Raw genomic sequence first — 13,648 nt, 5'->3', positions numbered from 1 at the left:
TGCTCCGTATAGTATCGGTCGAAGGGAGGTATCATGGATGCTCAGATGAAGCGCGGCTTCCTCGAGATGTGCGTGCTCGCGTCGCTCCAGGGACGGGACTCCTACGGCTACCAGATCGTGAAGGACGTACCCGACATCCTGGGGCTCACCGAGTCGACGCTCTACCCGCTGCTCAAGCGCCTCGAGAAGGCCGAGTGCCTGACCGCCTACTCCGTGGAGCACAACGGCAGGCTGCGCAAGTATTACCGGCTCATGCCCGCAGGTGAGGAGCGCATCGCCGAGTTCCTATCAGAGCAGGCGGACATCATGTCGATCTATGACTTTGTAAAGCGAGGTGCACACGTATGACCAGGCAGGAATTCCTCTCCGAGCTCGAGCGGGCGCTGGGCAAGCTGCCGCACGCCGAAGTCGAGCAGGCGCTCGCGTTCTACGACGAGGCCGTCAGCGACCGCATGGAAGACGGCCTTTCCGAAGTCGAGGCGGTGGCAGACCTGGGTTTGATCGATGAGATCGCAGCGCAGATCACCGCCGAGACGCCGCCCATCCCGCGCGCCATCGCGCGGGCCAACACCGGCAGCCGCACCCTCAACATCGTGCTGCTCGCCGTGTTCTCCCCCATCTGGGTGCCCGTCGCGCTCGCGCTCGCGGCAGCGGCGCTCGCCGTGTACGTCGCGATTTGGGCGGTCATCGCCGCGCTGTGGGCCGTCGACGCGGTCCTCGTGCTCATGCCCTTCGCGGGGATCGCCGCGCTCACCTCGACCTTGGGCGGGGGCATGCCGCTGCCCGGCGTCTTCGTCCTCGGTCTCTCGCTCGTGTCGAGCGGCTTCGGGCTCATCGCCTCCTTCGCCGTGTTCTGGGCAAGCAAGCTGCTCTTCCAGGCAACGCGAGCTTTCGCGCGCTGGATCGCGAGCCTGTTCGTGCGCGTGAGCGGCGAAGGTGACGGCGACACGCCCAATCGAGCAAGGACCCACGGCACCCCGAGCATGCCCTCGGCCGCCGAGAGCACCCGCCCCGGCCAAGCAACCCTCCCGGAAGGAGGCGTCCACAATGCGTAAGGCGCCCAAGATCATCCTCATCACCGCCGCGGCGCTCATCGGGACCGGAACCGTGCTCTCGTGCGGCGCTTGGGCGGCGGCCGGATTCGATACAGCACGTCTATCCACCGTGAACTACGACTGGCATCAAACGGTGAGCACGCTCGAAGACGAAGCGACTTCGCCGCACAAAAGCATCGTCATCACGTCCGAATTCGAGAACGTCCTCCTCGAACCCGCCGACGGCGATGCCATCGAACTCGAGTATTGGACGGGAAACTGCCAGAGTGTCTCCGTTGAAGACACTGACGGCGTGCTCAAGATTGACGTCGACTCGCAGCCCATGGAGGGCGTCATGATCGACCTCTCCCCTGCTGAGGCCGGCGGCGTCGACGACACTACGACCGTAGTGCGCGTGCCAGCCTCGTTCACCGGTGAGATCGAGGTGCACTCCGATTCGGGCGATGTCGTTGCGGCTAACGTGCACGGGCTCGCCGGGCTGCGAGCTTCCAACAGCAACGGAGACGTCGTGGCGAAGAATGTCTCCGCCGCCAAGCTCGACGCAATCAACGAGAACGGCGACACCCTGCTCTCCGGCGTCGAGGCCGAGGCGGTCCTCACGACCAACTTCAACGGCGACATCTCGCTGGGAGGCACCACGGCACGCAAGGCCCAGGTCGTAAACGAAAACGGCGACATCATGTTGGTGGACATGGCGCTGCAGGATGACCTGCTGTGCGAATCGGTGAACGGCGACATCTCGGCGCAGAGGCTCGACGTCACCGCAAGTCGGATCGAGAGCGTGAACGGGGACATCTACCTGTCGTACCTGGGGGCAGAAGACTCCTACCACATCGACGCCCACACCAACCAGGGCGACATCGTGTCGCCGCAAGGTGCCGACGACGCCGCGCGCACCATTAGCGTCGACAGCAACCTGGGCGACATCCAGATCAACTTCACCTCGAAATAGGAATCAGCCCTCACCTCAATTTAGGGACAGTCCCTAAATTGAGGTGATCGCGCTCACCCTCTACGCGCACATGCAGCGATAACAACGGGCCAGCCCTACTCCCTCACGTGCTCGAGCAGGTATTCGCGCATGTAGGGAATCGCAAAGCTGACCACGCCGTAGGACGGCGCCTCGATGAGCGCCGCATCTACGAGGCGGCGACGATAGGTGCTCACGGACGTGGCGTCGACCCCCATCTCGCGCGCGATATCGCCAGACGCCACGGGGCCAGACCCACATCGCGCCATGGCAGCAAGGTACTCGAACTGCTTGCCCGAGACGCGCCTGAGCGCCGGTTCAATCACCATGTTGTCGAAGCTCTTGCGCGCCGTCGCGATGCCCTTTTGCGCATCGCACAGCTCAACCGCATCAGAACCGCGGCGCGAAGCTGACTGCCAGGTGTAATATCCGACAAGCTGGACCATGAAGGGATAGCCGGCAGCGGCGGCCGTGAGCATATCGGACACCCCGGGTGCGACGGACTTGCCCGCGCGCACCATCGTGTCCTCAAACGAGTCTCCGACCTCAAAGTCCATAAGGCGCTTGAGCTCGACATGCTTGGCCCGCTGTAGAAACGTCAGGGTCTCGTCCACCACGACACCATCGACCGAAGCGGGAAGACCCGCGAATGCAAAGGCGACGTTCGCACCCTGGCGCACCAGCAGCTGAATCTCGTTACCCAACTCGCGCATCTCATCGAGCGGCGCATCTTGAATTTCATCGAGCGTGATCAAGAGGCCACCGTTGCGCGAAGCCTCGTACATCGCCTCCCCCAGCTGCGTCGCCGACTTGGATATCTCGACGGAACCCAAGCTCACGCCCAATATAGAAGGGGATATCGACAGCGAGGACACTTCGCGATTCCGCGAGAGGGCACCGAGAATGCGATCGCAAAAGCCCGCGTTCGCGGCGACGTCAACAACATGGAACCCATGCTCGCGCGCGATGTCTCCAAATGCGTTAAGGAGCACGGTCTTACCCACGCCACGGACCCCGGAAACGCGAAGTAATCTGTCAGGAGCTCCGGGGCCGTTTTCAAGCGCTTCGGTAAAGTCGTCGAGAATCTCATCTCGACCGATAAGTTCAGGTGGATTCATTCCAGCCGTCGGCTTGAACGGATTAACGCGCACCACCGCACATCACCCTCTGCGGTCAAAGAAGTTTAACAAGTTGAACAGAGTTTAACAAGTTGAACAAGGTTTAACAAGTTGAACAAAACTCATACAGAGGGCTCGATAGAAGAAACGCCCGCTCAATCAGCTCACTCGCAAATTCTGTCACTCATTGAGAAACCGCACCGGTGCGGTCCTGATCATGCGCAGCACCGGCATCAGCCCTGCTACGACCAGCACGACGAAACCTGCGACGGCGATGAGGACGGCAGGGACAAAACGCACGGACAGCATCGCGCTCCCAGCACCCAAGCCCAACGCATGGGCCGCGATCATGTTGGAAAGCACAACCGCAAGTAATGCAGCTGAGCCTGCTGTCACCACATGCATATACGCCTCGAGAACCGAGACGACACAGACTTGGCGTGGGGTGGCGCCCAGCACCTCCAGCAACGATGCGTCACGCTCCCGCACACGCAGGGCGAGAGCCACGTTTGCGCACGACCCCACAGCCGCCAAGATAACCGGCCCCGCGAACATTACGCACGCGAGGCGCGGGTCGAAACCGAATCCGCTCCCAATCGGCAAGTCGTATGCCGTGGCATACTGCTCCATCAGGCTCATCATCGAATAGAAACCCGCAACGACACCCATGGCAACCACGAGGGATGTCTCAATCGACAAGCTCTGTGTCAAGCCGTGCTGAGCGCTCCCGCGCGCGAGAAGCCACGCCGTCCAGCGCGACAACGGACACGTCGCCGCTCGCAGGATCCTCGGCAAAAGTACAGGGGCGAGAGCCGTAATTAGCGCCGGGATTGCAATAGGCAAAAAGACGAGCCAGGTGCTCTGACCGAAATCGACAGGGGCTAAGACGGGGTCAACCGTGGACACACACCATGCGGCAGCGGCGCATGCGGCAAGGGCGGCAAGCCAGCGCAGCGGCATCATGCGCTCGGATGCGCCCTCGACCGACCACTCGTCACGCAAAGCCATCACGGGCGGCGTACACGCCGCCGCCCTTGCGGCGCGCGTCCCGCCGAGTACCGACACGAATAGCGACACACCCAGAACCGCAGGGCAGAGGGAAAATCCCGGCAGAAGCCGCACCCCTTCGAACAAGTCGATATCCATGAACAGAGCGCTGAACACGGTGGATGAGCTTGCCCAGCACAAGGCCAAGCCCAAGCACAAACCGAAGACCCCCACGAGTGCAATTTGAACGATGACGGCAAAGCCCACCACAACCGGAGGAATGTTGATCACCTGCCACAGGGCGTAGGTTCGCCGCAACGAGACGACGCTTCCCCGAGCCGTTGAGGAGAGAACGACGCATCCGGCAATCGCCGAGAACATGAGAATCGCCTGGGCGGCGCTTCTAAAGAAGAAAGAAGTCGAGACCATCGGGTCCGCGGCCGCCGTTGCGGAAAACGATGCGAACCAACCTCCCATATAGCCAAATGCGGTAGCAACGGCGAGCACACCGAACCACACATGCCAATGCTCCCGAACATCACCCACAAGCAGACGGATCATCGCAACATCGCCCCCTCATCGGTATCGCGCTCCCCAACCGCCTCCATCGCGGTGAGGATTTCCCGCGACGCAGGACGAGTCATCATGTGGACGATCTTCCCGTCACGCATTACAAACACCCGATCGGCACGAGCGGCCGCCTCAAGATCGTGCGTCACCATGACGACGGCCCGGCTCTCCCCATCCGCCATGGCTCGCAGTATGTCGAGGACCGCGTTCCCGTTCGCCGTGTCGAGGGCGCCGGTGGGTTCATCGGCGAACACGATGTCCGGACAGGAAGCGATAGCCCGGGCGAGCGCCACGCGCTGCGCCTCGCCGCCGGACAACTCGGCTGGACGGGCATGCTCCTTCCCTCCCATACCGACCCTCTCCAAGAGATCGCACACATCCTTCCCGCTCACCCTGCGACCGGCAAAGCGCGCGGGCAGTGAGACGTTCTCACCCACGGAGAGCGAGGGCATGAGATTGTACTGCTGGAACACGAACCCGACATGTCGAGCCCTGACCTTCGCGCGCTCGCCGCGCCTCGCTCGCACGACATCCACGCCCATAAGATGAATCTCGCCCGCATCGGGGACCTCAAGCCCCGCCAGACAGTGCAGCAGCGTCGACTTGCCCGAACCGGATGGTCCCACGATGGATACCATCTCACCTGCCAACACATTCATATCAACGTGGCGAAGAACCTCGGTGTTCAGATTTCCATGCTTATAACTTTTGCATACGCCACACGCCTCAACGAGGATGCCCATAATTCTTCTGCTCCTTTTGCCAATCCGCCCGTGAGCATGCAAGGCCAAAGCGCACGAGCCCTGCACCCTGCAAGAAAGGGCGCATCGGACAAGCGCCAAGTTACCTTGCACGCGTCTCATCAGTTGATAGTGAATACGAGGCCTCGGCCAGCGGCTACTTCCAGCCGGGGATGTCGGCACCCGAGGTGAGTATCGTGGACAGGATGGTCAGGATAACGACGATCAGCAGGAACACAACCGCAGTGCCCGCGATGACCATGAGGGCACTGAGGGCGAAGCGGTACTCACGCGACAGCTCGCGCGGGGCGGGCGCCGAGGGCGTCTCGCACACCGACGGGACGCTCGCCGAGCCCGTGAGGATGAAGTCTGTGCTCACACGGTAGATCTGCGCGAGCTTGACCACGTTGTCGACTTCGGGGCGGCCCTGGGCACCCTCCCACTTCGAGATGGCCTGACGGGAAACCCCAAGCAGGTCCGCCAGCTGCTCCTGCGAATAGCCGGCCTTGCGGCGAAGGTCGAGCAGACGATCGGCTAGCTGCGTCGTCGCGTCATCCATAATGAAAGCCTCCTTGTAGCGCTGATATTCCGGGGCCCGACGGCAGCCGTCATGGGATGCTTTCACCCCCTTTGGCCATCGGGCCTCAGCGCAAGACTATCCTCGCAACCGCCGTTGCGCTCCACCATCTAGCAGCGACAATTGTAGCAACACATCGCGACAATTCCGCCACCGCCCGTTGCGGTGAGGATGCAGGGCGAATACTCGCAGCTTCGAACCCAGCTTCGCCCCGCCGTTGGCATCGTTGCGGCAGTCGGGATCAAAACCAAGTCGCCCGTCTGGTGCATCGTGACGGGAGTCGCGGCGTTCGCCATCCTACAGGCCGCTGCCCTCTAGCTGAGATGTTGCAAAACGAGATGCCGCCGATGATAGAGACGGACGACAGGCCGAGGAGGTCGTCGTTGAAGAACCAAGCGACGGCGAAGCCCATCGCCGCGGCGAGCAAAAGCTTGGGGATGCGCACGACGACGCCCGTCTTGACGGCGTCCGGCGTGGCCTTGAACGAGATGCCCGCGCCGTCGTTGCCCTGTTGCCGTCAGTCGCCATATGCGCGTCCTCCGTCTTTTCGTGCTGCGCTTTCTTTCAGTAAAGTGTTGACATGCTAGCAGATGGCTTCGCGCCTCGGATAGCGGCAGGGTCGGAGTGTCGTAATATGTCGAAACCGTTACGAGATGTACGGCACGGGCAGTTGCAAACGGAAGGGAACCCGGTGAAACTCCAACAACTCAGATACATCGTCGAGGTGGCCTCGTGCGGCAGCGTCACCGAGGCGGCGCGGCGGCTTTTCGTATCGCAACCGAGCGTGACCGCCGCCGTGCGCGATTTGGAACGCGAGATGGGCATCACGGTGTTCGACCGGACGAGCAAGGGCATGGTGACCACCACCGAGGGCCAGACGTTCCTCGGCTACGCCCGTCAAGTGCTCGAACAGGCGGACCTGCTCGAGGAGCGTTACAAACGCGACACCGAACCCGTGCCCCGCTTCGCTGTCTCCTGCCAGCACTACTCGTTCGCTGTGAATGCCTTCGTCGACGTGATTCGCGCATACGACGCCGCGCGCTACGAGTTCACCCTGCGCGAGGAGCAGACGCACGAGATCATCGAGGACGTCGCCCATATGAAGAGCGAACTCGGCGTGATTTACCTATCTGATGCCAATCGCGACGTGATCGGCCGCATGCTGCGTGCCGAGGAGCTCGAATTCAAGCCCTTGTTCTCATGCGCCGCGCACGTGTTCCTCTCCTCGACCCATCCCCTGTCGGGACGCGCCTCGGTCACGCTCGAGGATCTTGCAGACTTTCCGTACCTCTCCTACGAGCAGGGGGATTTCAACTCGTTCTACTTCTCCGAGGAGCCGTTGTCCACGCTCGGCCGCTCCAAAAACATCCGCGTGCGCGACCGCGCGACCCTGTTCAACCTGCTCATAGGCCTCGATGGTTACACGGTGTGCTCGGGCGTGATCTCGCACGAGCTCAACGGCGAGGACATCATCGCCGTCCCACTCGAGGTCGACGACCGCATGGAAGTCGGCATCGTCACGCGGCGCGACACCCACCTCTCCCGCTATGGGAAGGCGTTCGTCGAGGCCATCCGCACGCATATCCCGTGATGACCATGGGATCGCAAGCCTTCGTTACCCACCTATCTCCATAGGTTTTTCCTATCGGTATTGGATTGTTTTAAGTATTTCCCAATCGGATGCGCGTCCCGCATACTCCTTTCATCAGATATCGCATCTACCGAAAGGAACCCATCATGGCCGCCATCGCACCCACCCGATTCGACGTCGTCGGTAGCTTCCTGCGCCCGGAGGCGCTCAAGGAGGCCCGAGCCGCACACGCCGCCGGCAAACTTGACGACGCAGGTCTCATCGCCGTCGAGGACGCCTGCATCACCGAGCTTGTCGCCAAGCAGAAGGCCGCCGGCCTGCCGCTGCTCACAGACGGCGAGTTCCGCCGCTCCTACTGGCACCTCGACTTCATGTGGGGACTCGGCGGGATCGAGCATGTGGAGCTCGACCACGGCTATTTCTTCGTGGGCGAGGAGACCACGCACGGCTCAGCCGTCCTCACCGGCAAGATCTCCGGTGAGAACCACCCCTTCGTCGAGCACTTCAAGTTCGTTCAGGCGCTCGAGGAGCCTGGGCACACGGCTAAGCAGACCATCCCCGCCCCCGCCCAGCTCCTGCTCGAGCTTTACCGTGACGAGGCGGCGGCCGAGCGCACGCACAGCTTCTACCCGAACGAGGACGAGCTGCTCGAGGATATCGGCGCCGCGTACCGCACCGTGATCGCCGAACTTTACGCCGCGGGCTGCCGCAACCTGCAGCTCGATGACTGCACCTGGGGCGCGCTCGTAGACGAGGGCTTCCAGGCGGGCATCCGCGCCGCCGGCTCCACGCCCGAGGCCGAGGCCGAGAAGTACCTGTGCGTGAACAACCTCGCGCTCGAGGGACGCCCCGCCGACATGGCCGTCACCACGCACGTGTGCCGCGGCAACTATCACTCCACCCACGCCTCGAGTGGCCCGTACGACCTGGTGGCCCCCATCCTGTTCGCGCGCGAGAACGTCGACGCCTTCTACCTGGAGTTCGACGACGAGCGCTCCGGCGGCTTCGAGCCGCTCGCGCACGTGGCGCCGGGCAAGAAGGTCGTCCTCGGCCTGGTGACCACCAAGCGCCCCGAGTTAGAGGACCGCGACACCGTGATCGCGCGCATCCACGAGGCCGCGCGCTTCGTCCCGCTCGAGAACCTCTGCCTCTCCCCGCAGTGCGGCTTTGCCAGCTGCGAGATCGGCAACAAGCTCACCGAGGACGAGCAGTGGGCCAAGATCGCGCTCGTGCGCAGCATCGCCGAGGAGGTCTGGGGGGCCTAACTGCGCCGCTCGTTGCTCAGCGACCTTAGAAGCTTGGCAAAGTTGAGCAGGGTGTCTCCGATCGTTGAGCCACCCTGCTCAGACCAACAGAAGCCAAACCCCGCCTTGCGATAACGACACATCGAAATTACCGGAGCACCTCGACCGGATTACCGTACTCTCGCCTCATGGCCTCTTGGGTCACAACCCACTGCTTACCAAATTTACGTGCGTCAATCCCCGCTTCTATCTTTCCATATGCCACAGCCTTGCGCAGGGCAGACTCGCTCAGGCCCCAAAGCTCACTTGCATCGGAAAACGCCATGAGTCCGTCAAAAGGCGTCTTCACGTCGACGCCGTTTTTCCAAAGCTCATCGCAAGAAAGGTCGAGATCGTCGTTCCAGACGATGCCATAGCCACCGACATCAACTTGCACTTCCTCAAAGAGGTGCTCATCTTCCAAAGCGGCAAACTGGGGAAATCGAGCGGCAAGCTTCTCTACGTCATATTCCTTTGTCGATCCATTTGCAAAACGCACACATAGCCTCATGTCCTGCAAAGGAACAACTTCTTTCACTTTGTGAAACACAGGCATCTCCTATTCAAGTGAATCGAGCTTCTTGAATTCTTGGGTCTCCCACATTTCAATAAGCTCATCCTTGTGCAACGCCATCCACTCTTTCACCAATGAGGCAGCGCGCTTTGGAAGATGACCGTCCATTATTTCGCCAGATCTGATGTCAAAGGCGGCTGTGTCTTCCCCATAAATGGCATGGATATGCGGAGGATTGTGCTCCGATCCCAAAAAGTACATGCGAATTACTATGCCGTAAAACCGTGCCAGCACTGGCATGAGCATCCTCCTAACCCTGAAACAGTTTCACCCATGATATCACGATATCGTGATATCATGCATAGAGGCTCTTCTGGCGGATTGAGGTGTACCCTAACCGGCTTCGACACCGATGTCTGGATTTGCAGCGATGGCACGAGCGATAGCAACGCGCTGCGCCTCTACTAAGACACTCATGTTCGACCTTCTATTCGTTTTATTTCACCCAAACGCTGAAAGGCGTCGTCTCACCTTAAATGAGCACCTCAAAATAGGGACAGGCACCAATCTGAGGTTTTAGCAGCCCCGACACTCACCCCTCGCACGGTCTCACCTCAAATTAGTGCCTGTCCCCAATTTGAGGCTACCGCTCGCGTGCTTGCCACCAGGCGACGGCAAGCTGGGTGCGGTTTTTGTGCCCGGTCTTTTGCAGAACGGAACTGATCCGATTGCGCACCGTGCCTTCGCTGATGAACGCGGCGGCGGAGATCTCATGGTTGTCCAGACCCTCGGCAACCAAGCGTACCACCTCGTATTCGCGCTCGGTCAACTCCGAAAAGGCGGCACGACAGCGCCCTTCGGGCGAGCGCGCGGCAGCATCAACGTCAGCTACGGCGCACTCGGATACCACATCCGCGCTAGGCTCCGAACAACCATCCGCCGCCACGACACCGCTCGATCCCTCCGCGCCGAACAGCTCGTGCGCGCGAAACTCGTCCCGGGTCCGATGCCGCAAGTCGCGCTGGGCAAGCAGCATGCTCGTCCGCCAGGACAACAGCCCCGCCAACGTAGACAGAGCGCCCACGCTCGCAAGCTCCGTCCCAGAAATACACGGCGCGACCACCATGCGCGCGACGGGCAATAGCAAAGCAATCGGCGCCGCGCGCCACGGCAGCGGCTCCCGCGCGAATTGGAGCAACTCGTACACAACGGCGGGAAGCAGAAATAGCCCCTCCGGAACAAACGAACTCACAACGCAATACGCCAACGGGCCGAGCACGCACCACTTCCCCTGCGCCCACTCGCATGTCAGCACCGCGATGATCGTCACAAGCAGGCAGACGACCGTCGGGACAGCAAGTGCATCCCCCGCGAGTCCCGCAACGGCCGACGCCGCGCCCACGACCCCGGCGGCAACGCGGAACAGCGCGCACGCGACGAGCACCAACACTATGTCGATGATTCTCTCCATGGCTCCCCATGGTAGCAAAAGCAAGTTAGGGCAGGTAAAACCAAGTCGTGACAATTGTCACTATCGCGTTGCGAGGGCGTCGGGCACCATGTTCGCAGCAAGCACGGAATCGAAAACCTCAATTTAGGGACTGTCCCCAAATTGAGGTGGAGCGGAGGAACCATGGACGTCATCGCGATCGAGGGGCTCGTCAAACGCTACGACGAGCTGCTCGCCCTCGACCACTTCGACCTGCACGTCGACCAGGGCGAGATCTTCGGCCTGCTGGGCCCCAACGGCTCGGGCAAGACCACGAGCATCAACTGCATGCTCGCCCTTCTCACCTACGACCGCGGCAGCATCCGCCTGTTCGGCGAGTCCATGGCGCCCACGCGCTACGACCTCAAGCGCCGAATCGGCATCGTTCCGCAACAGGTGGCGGTCATCGACGAGCTTACCGTGCGCGAGAACATCGACTACTTCTGCTCACTCTACGTGAACGACCGCGCCCAGCGTCGCGCGCTTGTGGACGAGGCGATCGAGTTCGTGGAGCTCGAGGAATTCGTCCGCTTTCGCCCCGGCAAGCTCTCGGGCGGACTGCTGCGCCGCCTCAACATCGCCTGTGGCATCGCCCACAAGCCTGAACTCATCTTCTTTGACGAGCCCACCGTGGCCGTGGACCCGCAGAGCCGCAACGCCATCCTCAACGGCATCCAGCGCTTGCGAGCCGAAGGGGCGACGGTGGTTTACACCAGCCATTACATGGAGGAGGTCGAGCAGATCTGCGACCGAGTGATGATCATGGACCACGGCCGGGCGCTCGCGCAGGGCACGCCCGACGAGCTCAAGCGCTCGACCCGCACGGGCGAGCGCATCGTAATCGAGCTCGAAGACCCCTCGGGCCCACGCGCGAGACCGGGTTCTCGCGCGAGCGACGGCGACGCGCTCCCCACCCGCGAGCTTGAACGCCTGTGCGCGCTGCCCCACGTCCTCGACGTCTCGCTCGCCGGCAACCTGCTCACCGTCTCCTGCGAGGCAAGCGAGCACAACCTCACCGACGTCCTCGCATCGCTGCGCGCAGGCAACGCGCGCCTGGGCCGCATCACCTGCGCGCCGCCTACCTTAAACGACGTGTTTCTCGAGATCACCGGCCGCGAGCTGCGCGATTAGGAGAGCGCCATGTGGACCACCTTCAAAGCGACCGTGCGCACGCTGCTGCTCACGCCGAGCGCCGTCATATGGACGCTCATCTTCCCCATCGTGCTTGCCACGGTGTTCAACTTCATGTTCGAGCCCATGCGCTCCACGGGCTCCGTCGAGGCGGTGAAAGTCGCCGTCGTCGCCGACGACGCCTGGGAGGATTCTCCCTTCTCGCAGATAGTCGATACTTTGAGCGAGGCAGACGAACCCCTTCTCGCCGTTCATCCCGTGGCCGGCGAGGATGAGGCGCGCGTCCTGCTCGCCGAGGGGTCCGTGGCGGGGACGTACGTCGTCGACGCTGCGGGAGAGTCGACCGCCACGCCCTCCGCCAGCGCCGCGGGCGCACCCCGCATCATCCTCGCCCCCGCCGGGTCCGGCACGAGCAGCGACGCCTCCTACGACGTCAACCGCGCCATCCTCGAATCGGTCGCGACCAGCTATCTGCAACGCGTGGCGCTCATCGAAGACCTCTCCGCGCATGACCCCGCGGCGCTGAGCGACCCTATCGCCCTCGAAGATGCACTCGGTCTCGGCGTCTCCGTGCGGGAGGTCTCGTTCACGCATGCCCAGCCCGATAGCATGGTGCGCTTCTACTACGCGCTGCTCGGCATGGCCTCGATCTTTGCCGCGCAGCTCGCCGGGGAAAGCGTCTGGCGCCTGCAACCCACCTCGTCCGCCGCCGGCGCGCGGCGCGCCGTTTCGGGCACGAGCCGCATGCGCCTGCTCATCCCCACCATCGGCGCCTGCTGGGCGGTCTCCACCACATTTTTGGTTATCGCCTTTGGTTACATCTGCCTGACCGCGCACATCGACTTCTCGGGACGCGAGGGACTCTGCCTCGTTGGAATCGCGGCGTCGAGCTTGCTTTCTTGCGGCATCGGAGCCCTGGTGGGCGCGTTGCCCGGACGTATGGGCTCAGACTCGCGCAGGGGCATCCTCACGGCGCTTACCTGCCTGCTGTCGCTTTTTGCCGGCCTCTACGGAGAGCCCACGATGGAGCTCGCCGATACCGTCGCACATGTCTTCCCCGCTGCGACGTGGCTCAACCCGGTCTGCCTGATCCGCGACCTGTTCTACACCGTCTACTACTACGACACACTCGTCCCGTTCTCCCTTCGCCTAGCGGCGTGCGCCGGCATCGCAGCCGTGCTGCTTGCCGTATCGGCCGCTTGCATGAGGAGGTCCGCGCATGAACATCTGTAAACGGGCACTCACCATCGCGCTTCGCCACCCGCTCTACCTCATCATCTACATCGGCTTTTTATCGAGCATGGGCGTTGTGCTCATGGGAGAGGTGGGCGGAAGCGGCGCGCGGGAGGCAACCGAGGTTCCCCGCGCCCGCATCGCACTCGTCGATCGCGACGGATCAGCCGTAGCACAATCGCTCGAGGAGATGCTCTCCCAGACGGACGAGCTCATAACCGTTGCCGACGAGCCCCTCGCCCTGCAGGATGCGCTCGCGACCGGCAAGGCCGACGCCGTGCTCGTTATTCCCGCGGGCTTTGGCGATGCCCTCATGGATGCCGCGCGAACGGGAGGCGACCTGCCCGAGCTCGAGGCGGCGACCGGCGGCGACATGCAGGCGGCGGCGCT

General features: G+C 62.4%; 16 protein-coding genes. 8 read left to right on the top strand and 8 right to left on the bottom strand.

Annotated elements, in window-relative coordinates; all coding sequences use genetic code 11:
• The first annotated feature begins 33 nt into the window (after positions 1-33).
• From COLINT_RS00560 to COLINT_RS00550, 3 genes are read left to right on the top strand one after another with little or no spacing between them, the layout of a single operon-like run.
• Positions 34-348, top strand: coding sequence for a PadR family transcriptional regulator (locus COLINT_RS00560; RefSeq protein ID WP_006722331.1), 315 nt, complete (start codon positions 34-36; stop codon positions 346-348).
• The gene (locus COLINT_RS00555) at positions 345-1,055 is read left to right on the top strand and encodes a DUF1700 domain-containing protein (protein ID WP_006722330.1); all 711 of its coding nucleotides are present in this window, start codon (positions 345-347) and stop codon (positions 1,053-1,055) included. The genes COLINT_RS00560 and COLINT_RS00555 overlap by 4 nt, the downstream gene beginning before the upstream one ends.
• Entirely contained in the window at positions 1,048-2,007 is a 960-nt protein-coding gene (locus COLINT_RS00550; RefSeq protein ID WP_006722329.1) for a DUF4097 family beta strand repeat-containing protein, read from the top strand. The genes COLINT_RS00555 and COLINT_RS00550 overlap by 8 nt, the downstream gene beginning before the upstream one ends.
• Positions 2,008-2,102: 95 nt before the next feature.
• Here the strand turns inward: COLINT_RS00550 and COLINT_RS00545 are convergent, their stop codons facing one another.
• From COLINT_RS00545 to COLINT_RS08230, 5 genes are all read right to left on the bottom strand, one after another.
• Positions 2,103-3,143, bottom strand: a complete 1,041-nt coding sequence (locus tag COLINT_RS00545) for an AAA family ATPase (protein ID WP_006722328.1) — start codon at positions 3,141-3,143, stop codon at positions 2,103-2,105.
• A gap of 180 nt (positions 3,144-3,323) precedes the next feature.
• Positions 3,324-4,289, bottom strand: a complete 966-nt coding sequence (locus COLINT_RS00540) for a hypothetical protein (RefSeq protein WP_233418296.1) — start codon at positions 4,287-4,289, stop codon at positions 3,324-3,326.
• A 398-nt stretch (positions 4,290-4,687) separates the two neighbouring features.
• Entirely contained in the window at positions 4,688-5,443 is a 756-nt protein-coding gene (locus COLINT_RS00535; RefSeq protein ID WP_006722326.1) for an ABC transporter ATP-binding protein, read from the bottom strand.
• Positions 5,444-5,597: 154 nt separating this feature from the next.
• Positions 5,598-5,999, bottom strand: coding sequence for a helix-turn-helix domain-containing protein (locus COLINT_RS00530; RefSeq protein WP_039910191.1), 402 nt, complete (start codon positions 5,997-5,999; stop codon positions 5,598-5,600).
• 259 nt (positions 6,000-6,258) lie between these two features.
• Positions 6,259-6,507, bottom strand: coding sequence for a 2-keto-3-deoxygluconate permease (locus tag COLINT_RS08230; RefSeq protein WP_084743318.1), 249 nt, complete (start codon positions 6,505-6,507; stop codon positions 6,259-6,261).
• A 201-nt stretch (positions 6,508-6,708) separates the two neighbouring features.
• On the opposite strand from COLINT_RS08230, the gene COLINT_RS00520 reads away from it, so the two are divergent.
• Together COLINT_RS00520 and COLINT_RS00515 are read left to right on the top strand one after the other, a co-directional pair.
• Positions 6,709-7,608, top strand: coding sequence for a LysR family transcriptional regulator (locus COLINT_RS00520; protein ID WP_039910189.1), 900 nt, complete (start codon positions 6,709-6,711; stop codon positions 7,606-7,608).
• A gap of 146 nt (positions 7,609-7,754) precedes the next feature.
• Positions 7,755-8,873, top strand: a complete 1,119-nt coding sequence (locus COLINT_RS00515) for a 5-methyltetrahydropteroyltriglutamate--homocysteine S-methyltransferase (protein ID WP_039910188.1) — start codon at positions 7,755-7,757, stop codon at positions 8,871-8,873.
• Positions 8,874-9,000: 127 nt separating this feature from the next.
• On the opposite strand, the gene COLINT_RS00510 is transcribed toward COLINT_RS00515, so the two are convergent.
• From COLINT_RS00510 to COLINT_RS00500, 3 genes are all read right to left on the bottom strand, one after another.
• Positions 9,001-9,447, bottom strand: a complete 447-nt coding sequence (locus COLINT_RS00510; protein ID WP_006722320.1) for a DUF2442 domain-containing protein — start codon at positions 9,445-9,447, stop codon at positions 9,001-9,003.
• 3 nt (positions 9,448-9,450) lie between these two features.
• Positions 9,451-9,705 (bottom strand): DUF4160 domain-containing protein, encoded by a 255-nt coding sequence (locus COLINT_RS00505; protein WP_039910187.1) that lies wholly within the window; start codon positions 9,703-9,705, stop codon positions 9,451-9,453.
• A 343-nt stretch (positions 9,706-10,048) separates the two neighbouring features.
• Positions 10,049-10,876, bottom strand: coding sequence for a helix-turn-helix transcriptional regulator (locus COLINT_RS00500; RefSeq protein ID WP_006722318.1), 828 nt, complete (start codon positions 10,874-10,876; stop codon positions 10,049-10,051).
• A gap of 162 nt (positions 10,877-11,038) precedes the next feature.
• Here COLINT_RS00500 and COLINT_RS00495 point away from each other — a divergent pair, with 162 nt between their 5' ends.
• The 3 genes from COLINT_RS00495 to COLINT_RS08225 form a co-directional block, all read left to right on the top strand.
• On the top strand, positions 11,039-12,025 hold the full coding sequence (locus COLINT_RS00495; protein WP_006722316.1) for an ABC transporter ATP-binding protein: 987 nt from the start codon (positions 11,039-11,041) through the stop codon (positions 12,023-12,025).
• A gap of 9 nt (positions 12,026-12,034) precedes the next feature.
• A complete protein-coding gene (locus COLINT_RS00490; RefSeq protein ID WP_006722315.1) occupies positions 12,035-13,258 on the top strand; it encodes an ABC transporter permease in 1,224 nt (407 codons plus the stop codon).
• Positions 13,245-13,648, top strand: a 404-nt coding sequence (locus COLINT_RS08225) for an ABC transporter permease (protein WP_006722314.1), incomplete at its 3' end; no start/stop codon positions are given. The genes COLINT_RS00490 and COLINT_RS08225, both read left to right, overlap by 14 nt.

This window comes from Collinsella intestinalis DSM 13280 (assembly GCF_000156175.1).
Classification (GTDB): Bacteria; Actinomycetota; Coriobacteriia; order Coriobacteriales; family Coriobacteriaceae; genus Collinsella; species Collinsella intestinalis.
Note: the sequence above shows the minus strand (reverse complement) of the source record. Positions and strands in the feature narration are given on the sequence as shown.

What these genes read in the sequence shown, in the direction of transcription:
- COLINT_RS00560 (WP_006722331.1), top strand. Translation starts at nt 34, where the DNA reads ATGGATGCTCAGATGAAGCGCGGCTTCCTCGAGATGTGCGTGCTCGCG.
- COLINT_RS00555 (WP_006722330.1), top strand. Translation starts at nt 345, where the DNA reads ATGACCAGGCAGGAATTCCTCTCCGAGCTCGAGCGGGCGCTGGGCAAG.
- COLINT_RS00550 (WP_006722329.1), top strand. Translation starts at nt 1,048, where the DNA reads ATGCGTAAGGCGCCCAAGATCATCCTCATCACCGCCGCGGCGCTCATC.
- COLINT_RS00545 (WP_006722328.1), bottom strand. Translation starts at nt 3,143, where the DNA reads ATGAATCCACCTGAACTTATCGGTCGAGATGAGATTCTCGACGACTTT.
- COLINT_RS00540 (WP_233418296.1), bottom strand. Translation starts at nt 4,289, where the DNA reads ATGGATATCGACTTGTTCGAAGGGGTGCGGCTTCTGCCGGGATTTTCC.
- COLINT_RS00535 (WP_006722326.1), bottom strand. Translation starts at nt 5,443, where the DNA reads ATGGGCATCCTCGTTGAGGCGTGTGGCGTATGCAAAAGTTATAAGCAT.
- COLINT_RS00530 (WP_039910191.1), bottom strand. Translation starts at nt 5,999, where the DNA reads ATGGATGACGCGACGACGCAGCTAGCCGATCGTCTGCTCGACCTTCGC.
- COLINT_RS00515 (WP_039910188.1), top strand. Translation starts at nt 7,755, where the DNA reads ATGGCCGCCATCGCACCCACCCGATTCGACGTCGTCGGTAGCTTCCTG.
- COLINT_RS00510 (WP_006722320.1), bottom strand. Translation starts at nt 9,447, where the DNA reads ATGCCTGTGTTTCACAAAGTGAAAGAAGTTGTTCCTTTGCAGGACATG.
- COLINT_RS00505 (WP_039910187.1), bottom strand. Translation starts at nt 9,705, where the DNA reads ATGCCAGTGCTGGCACGGTTTTACGGCATAGTAATTCGCATGTACTTT.
- COLINT_RS00500 (WP_006722318.1), bottom strand. Translation starts at nt 10,876, where the DNA reads ATGGAGAGAATCATCGACATAGTGTTGGTGCTCGTCGCGTGCGCGCTG.
- COLINT_RS00495 (WP_006722316.1), top strand. Translation starts at nt 11,039, where the DNA reads ATGGACGTCATCGCGATCGAGGGGCTCGTCAAACGCTACGACGAGCTG.
- COLINT_RS00490 (WP_006722315.1), top strand. Translation starts at nt 12,035, where the DNA reads ATGTGGACCACCTTCAAAGCGACCGTGCGCACGCTGCTGCTCACGCCG.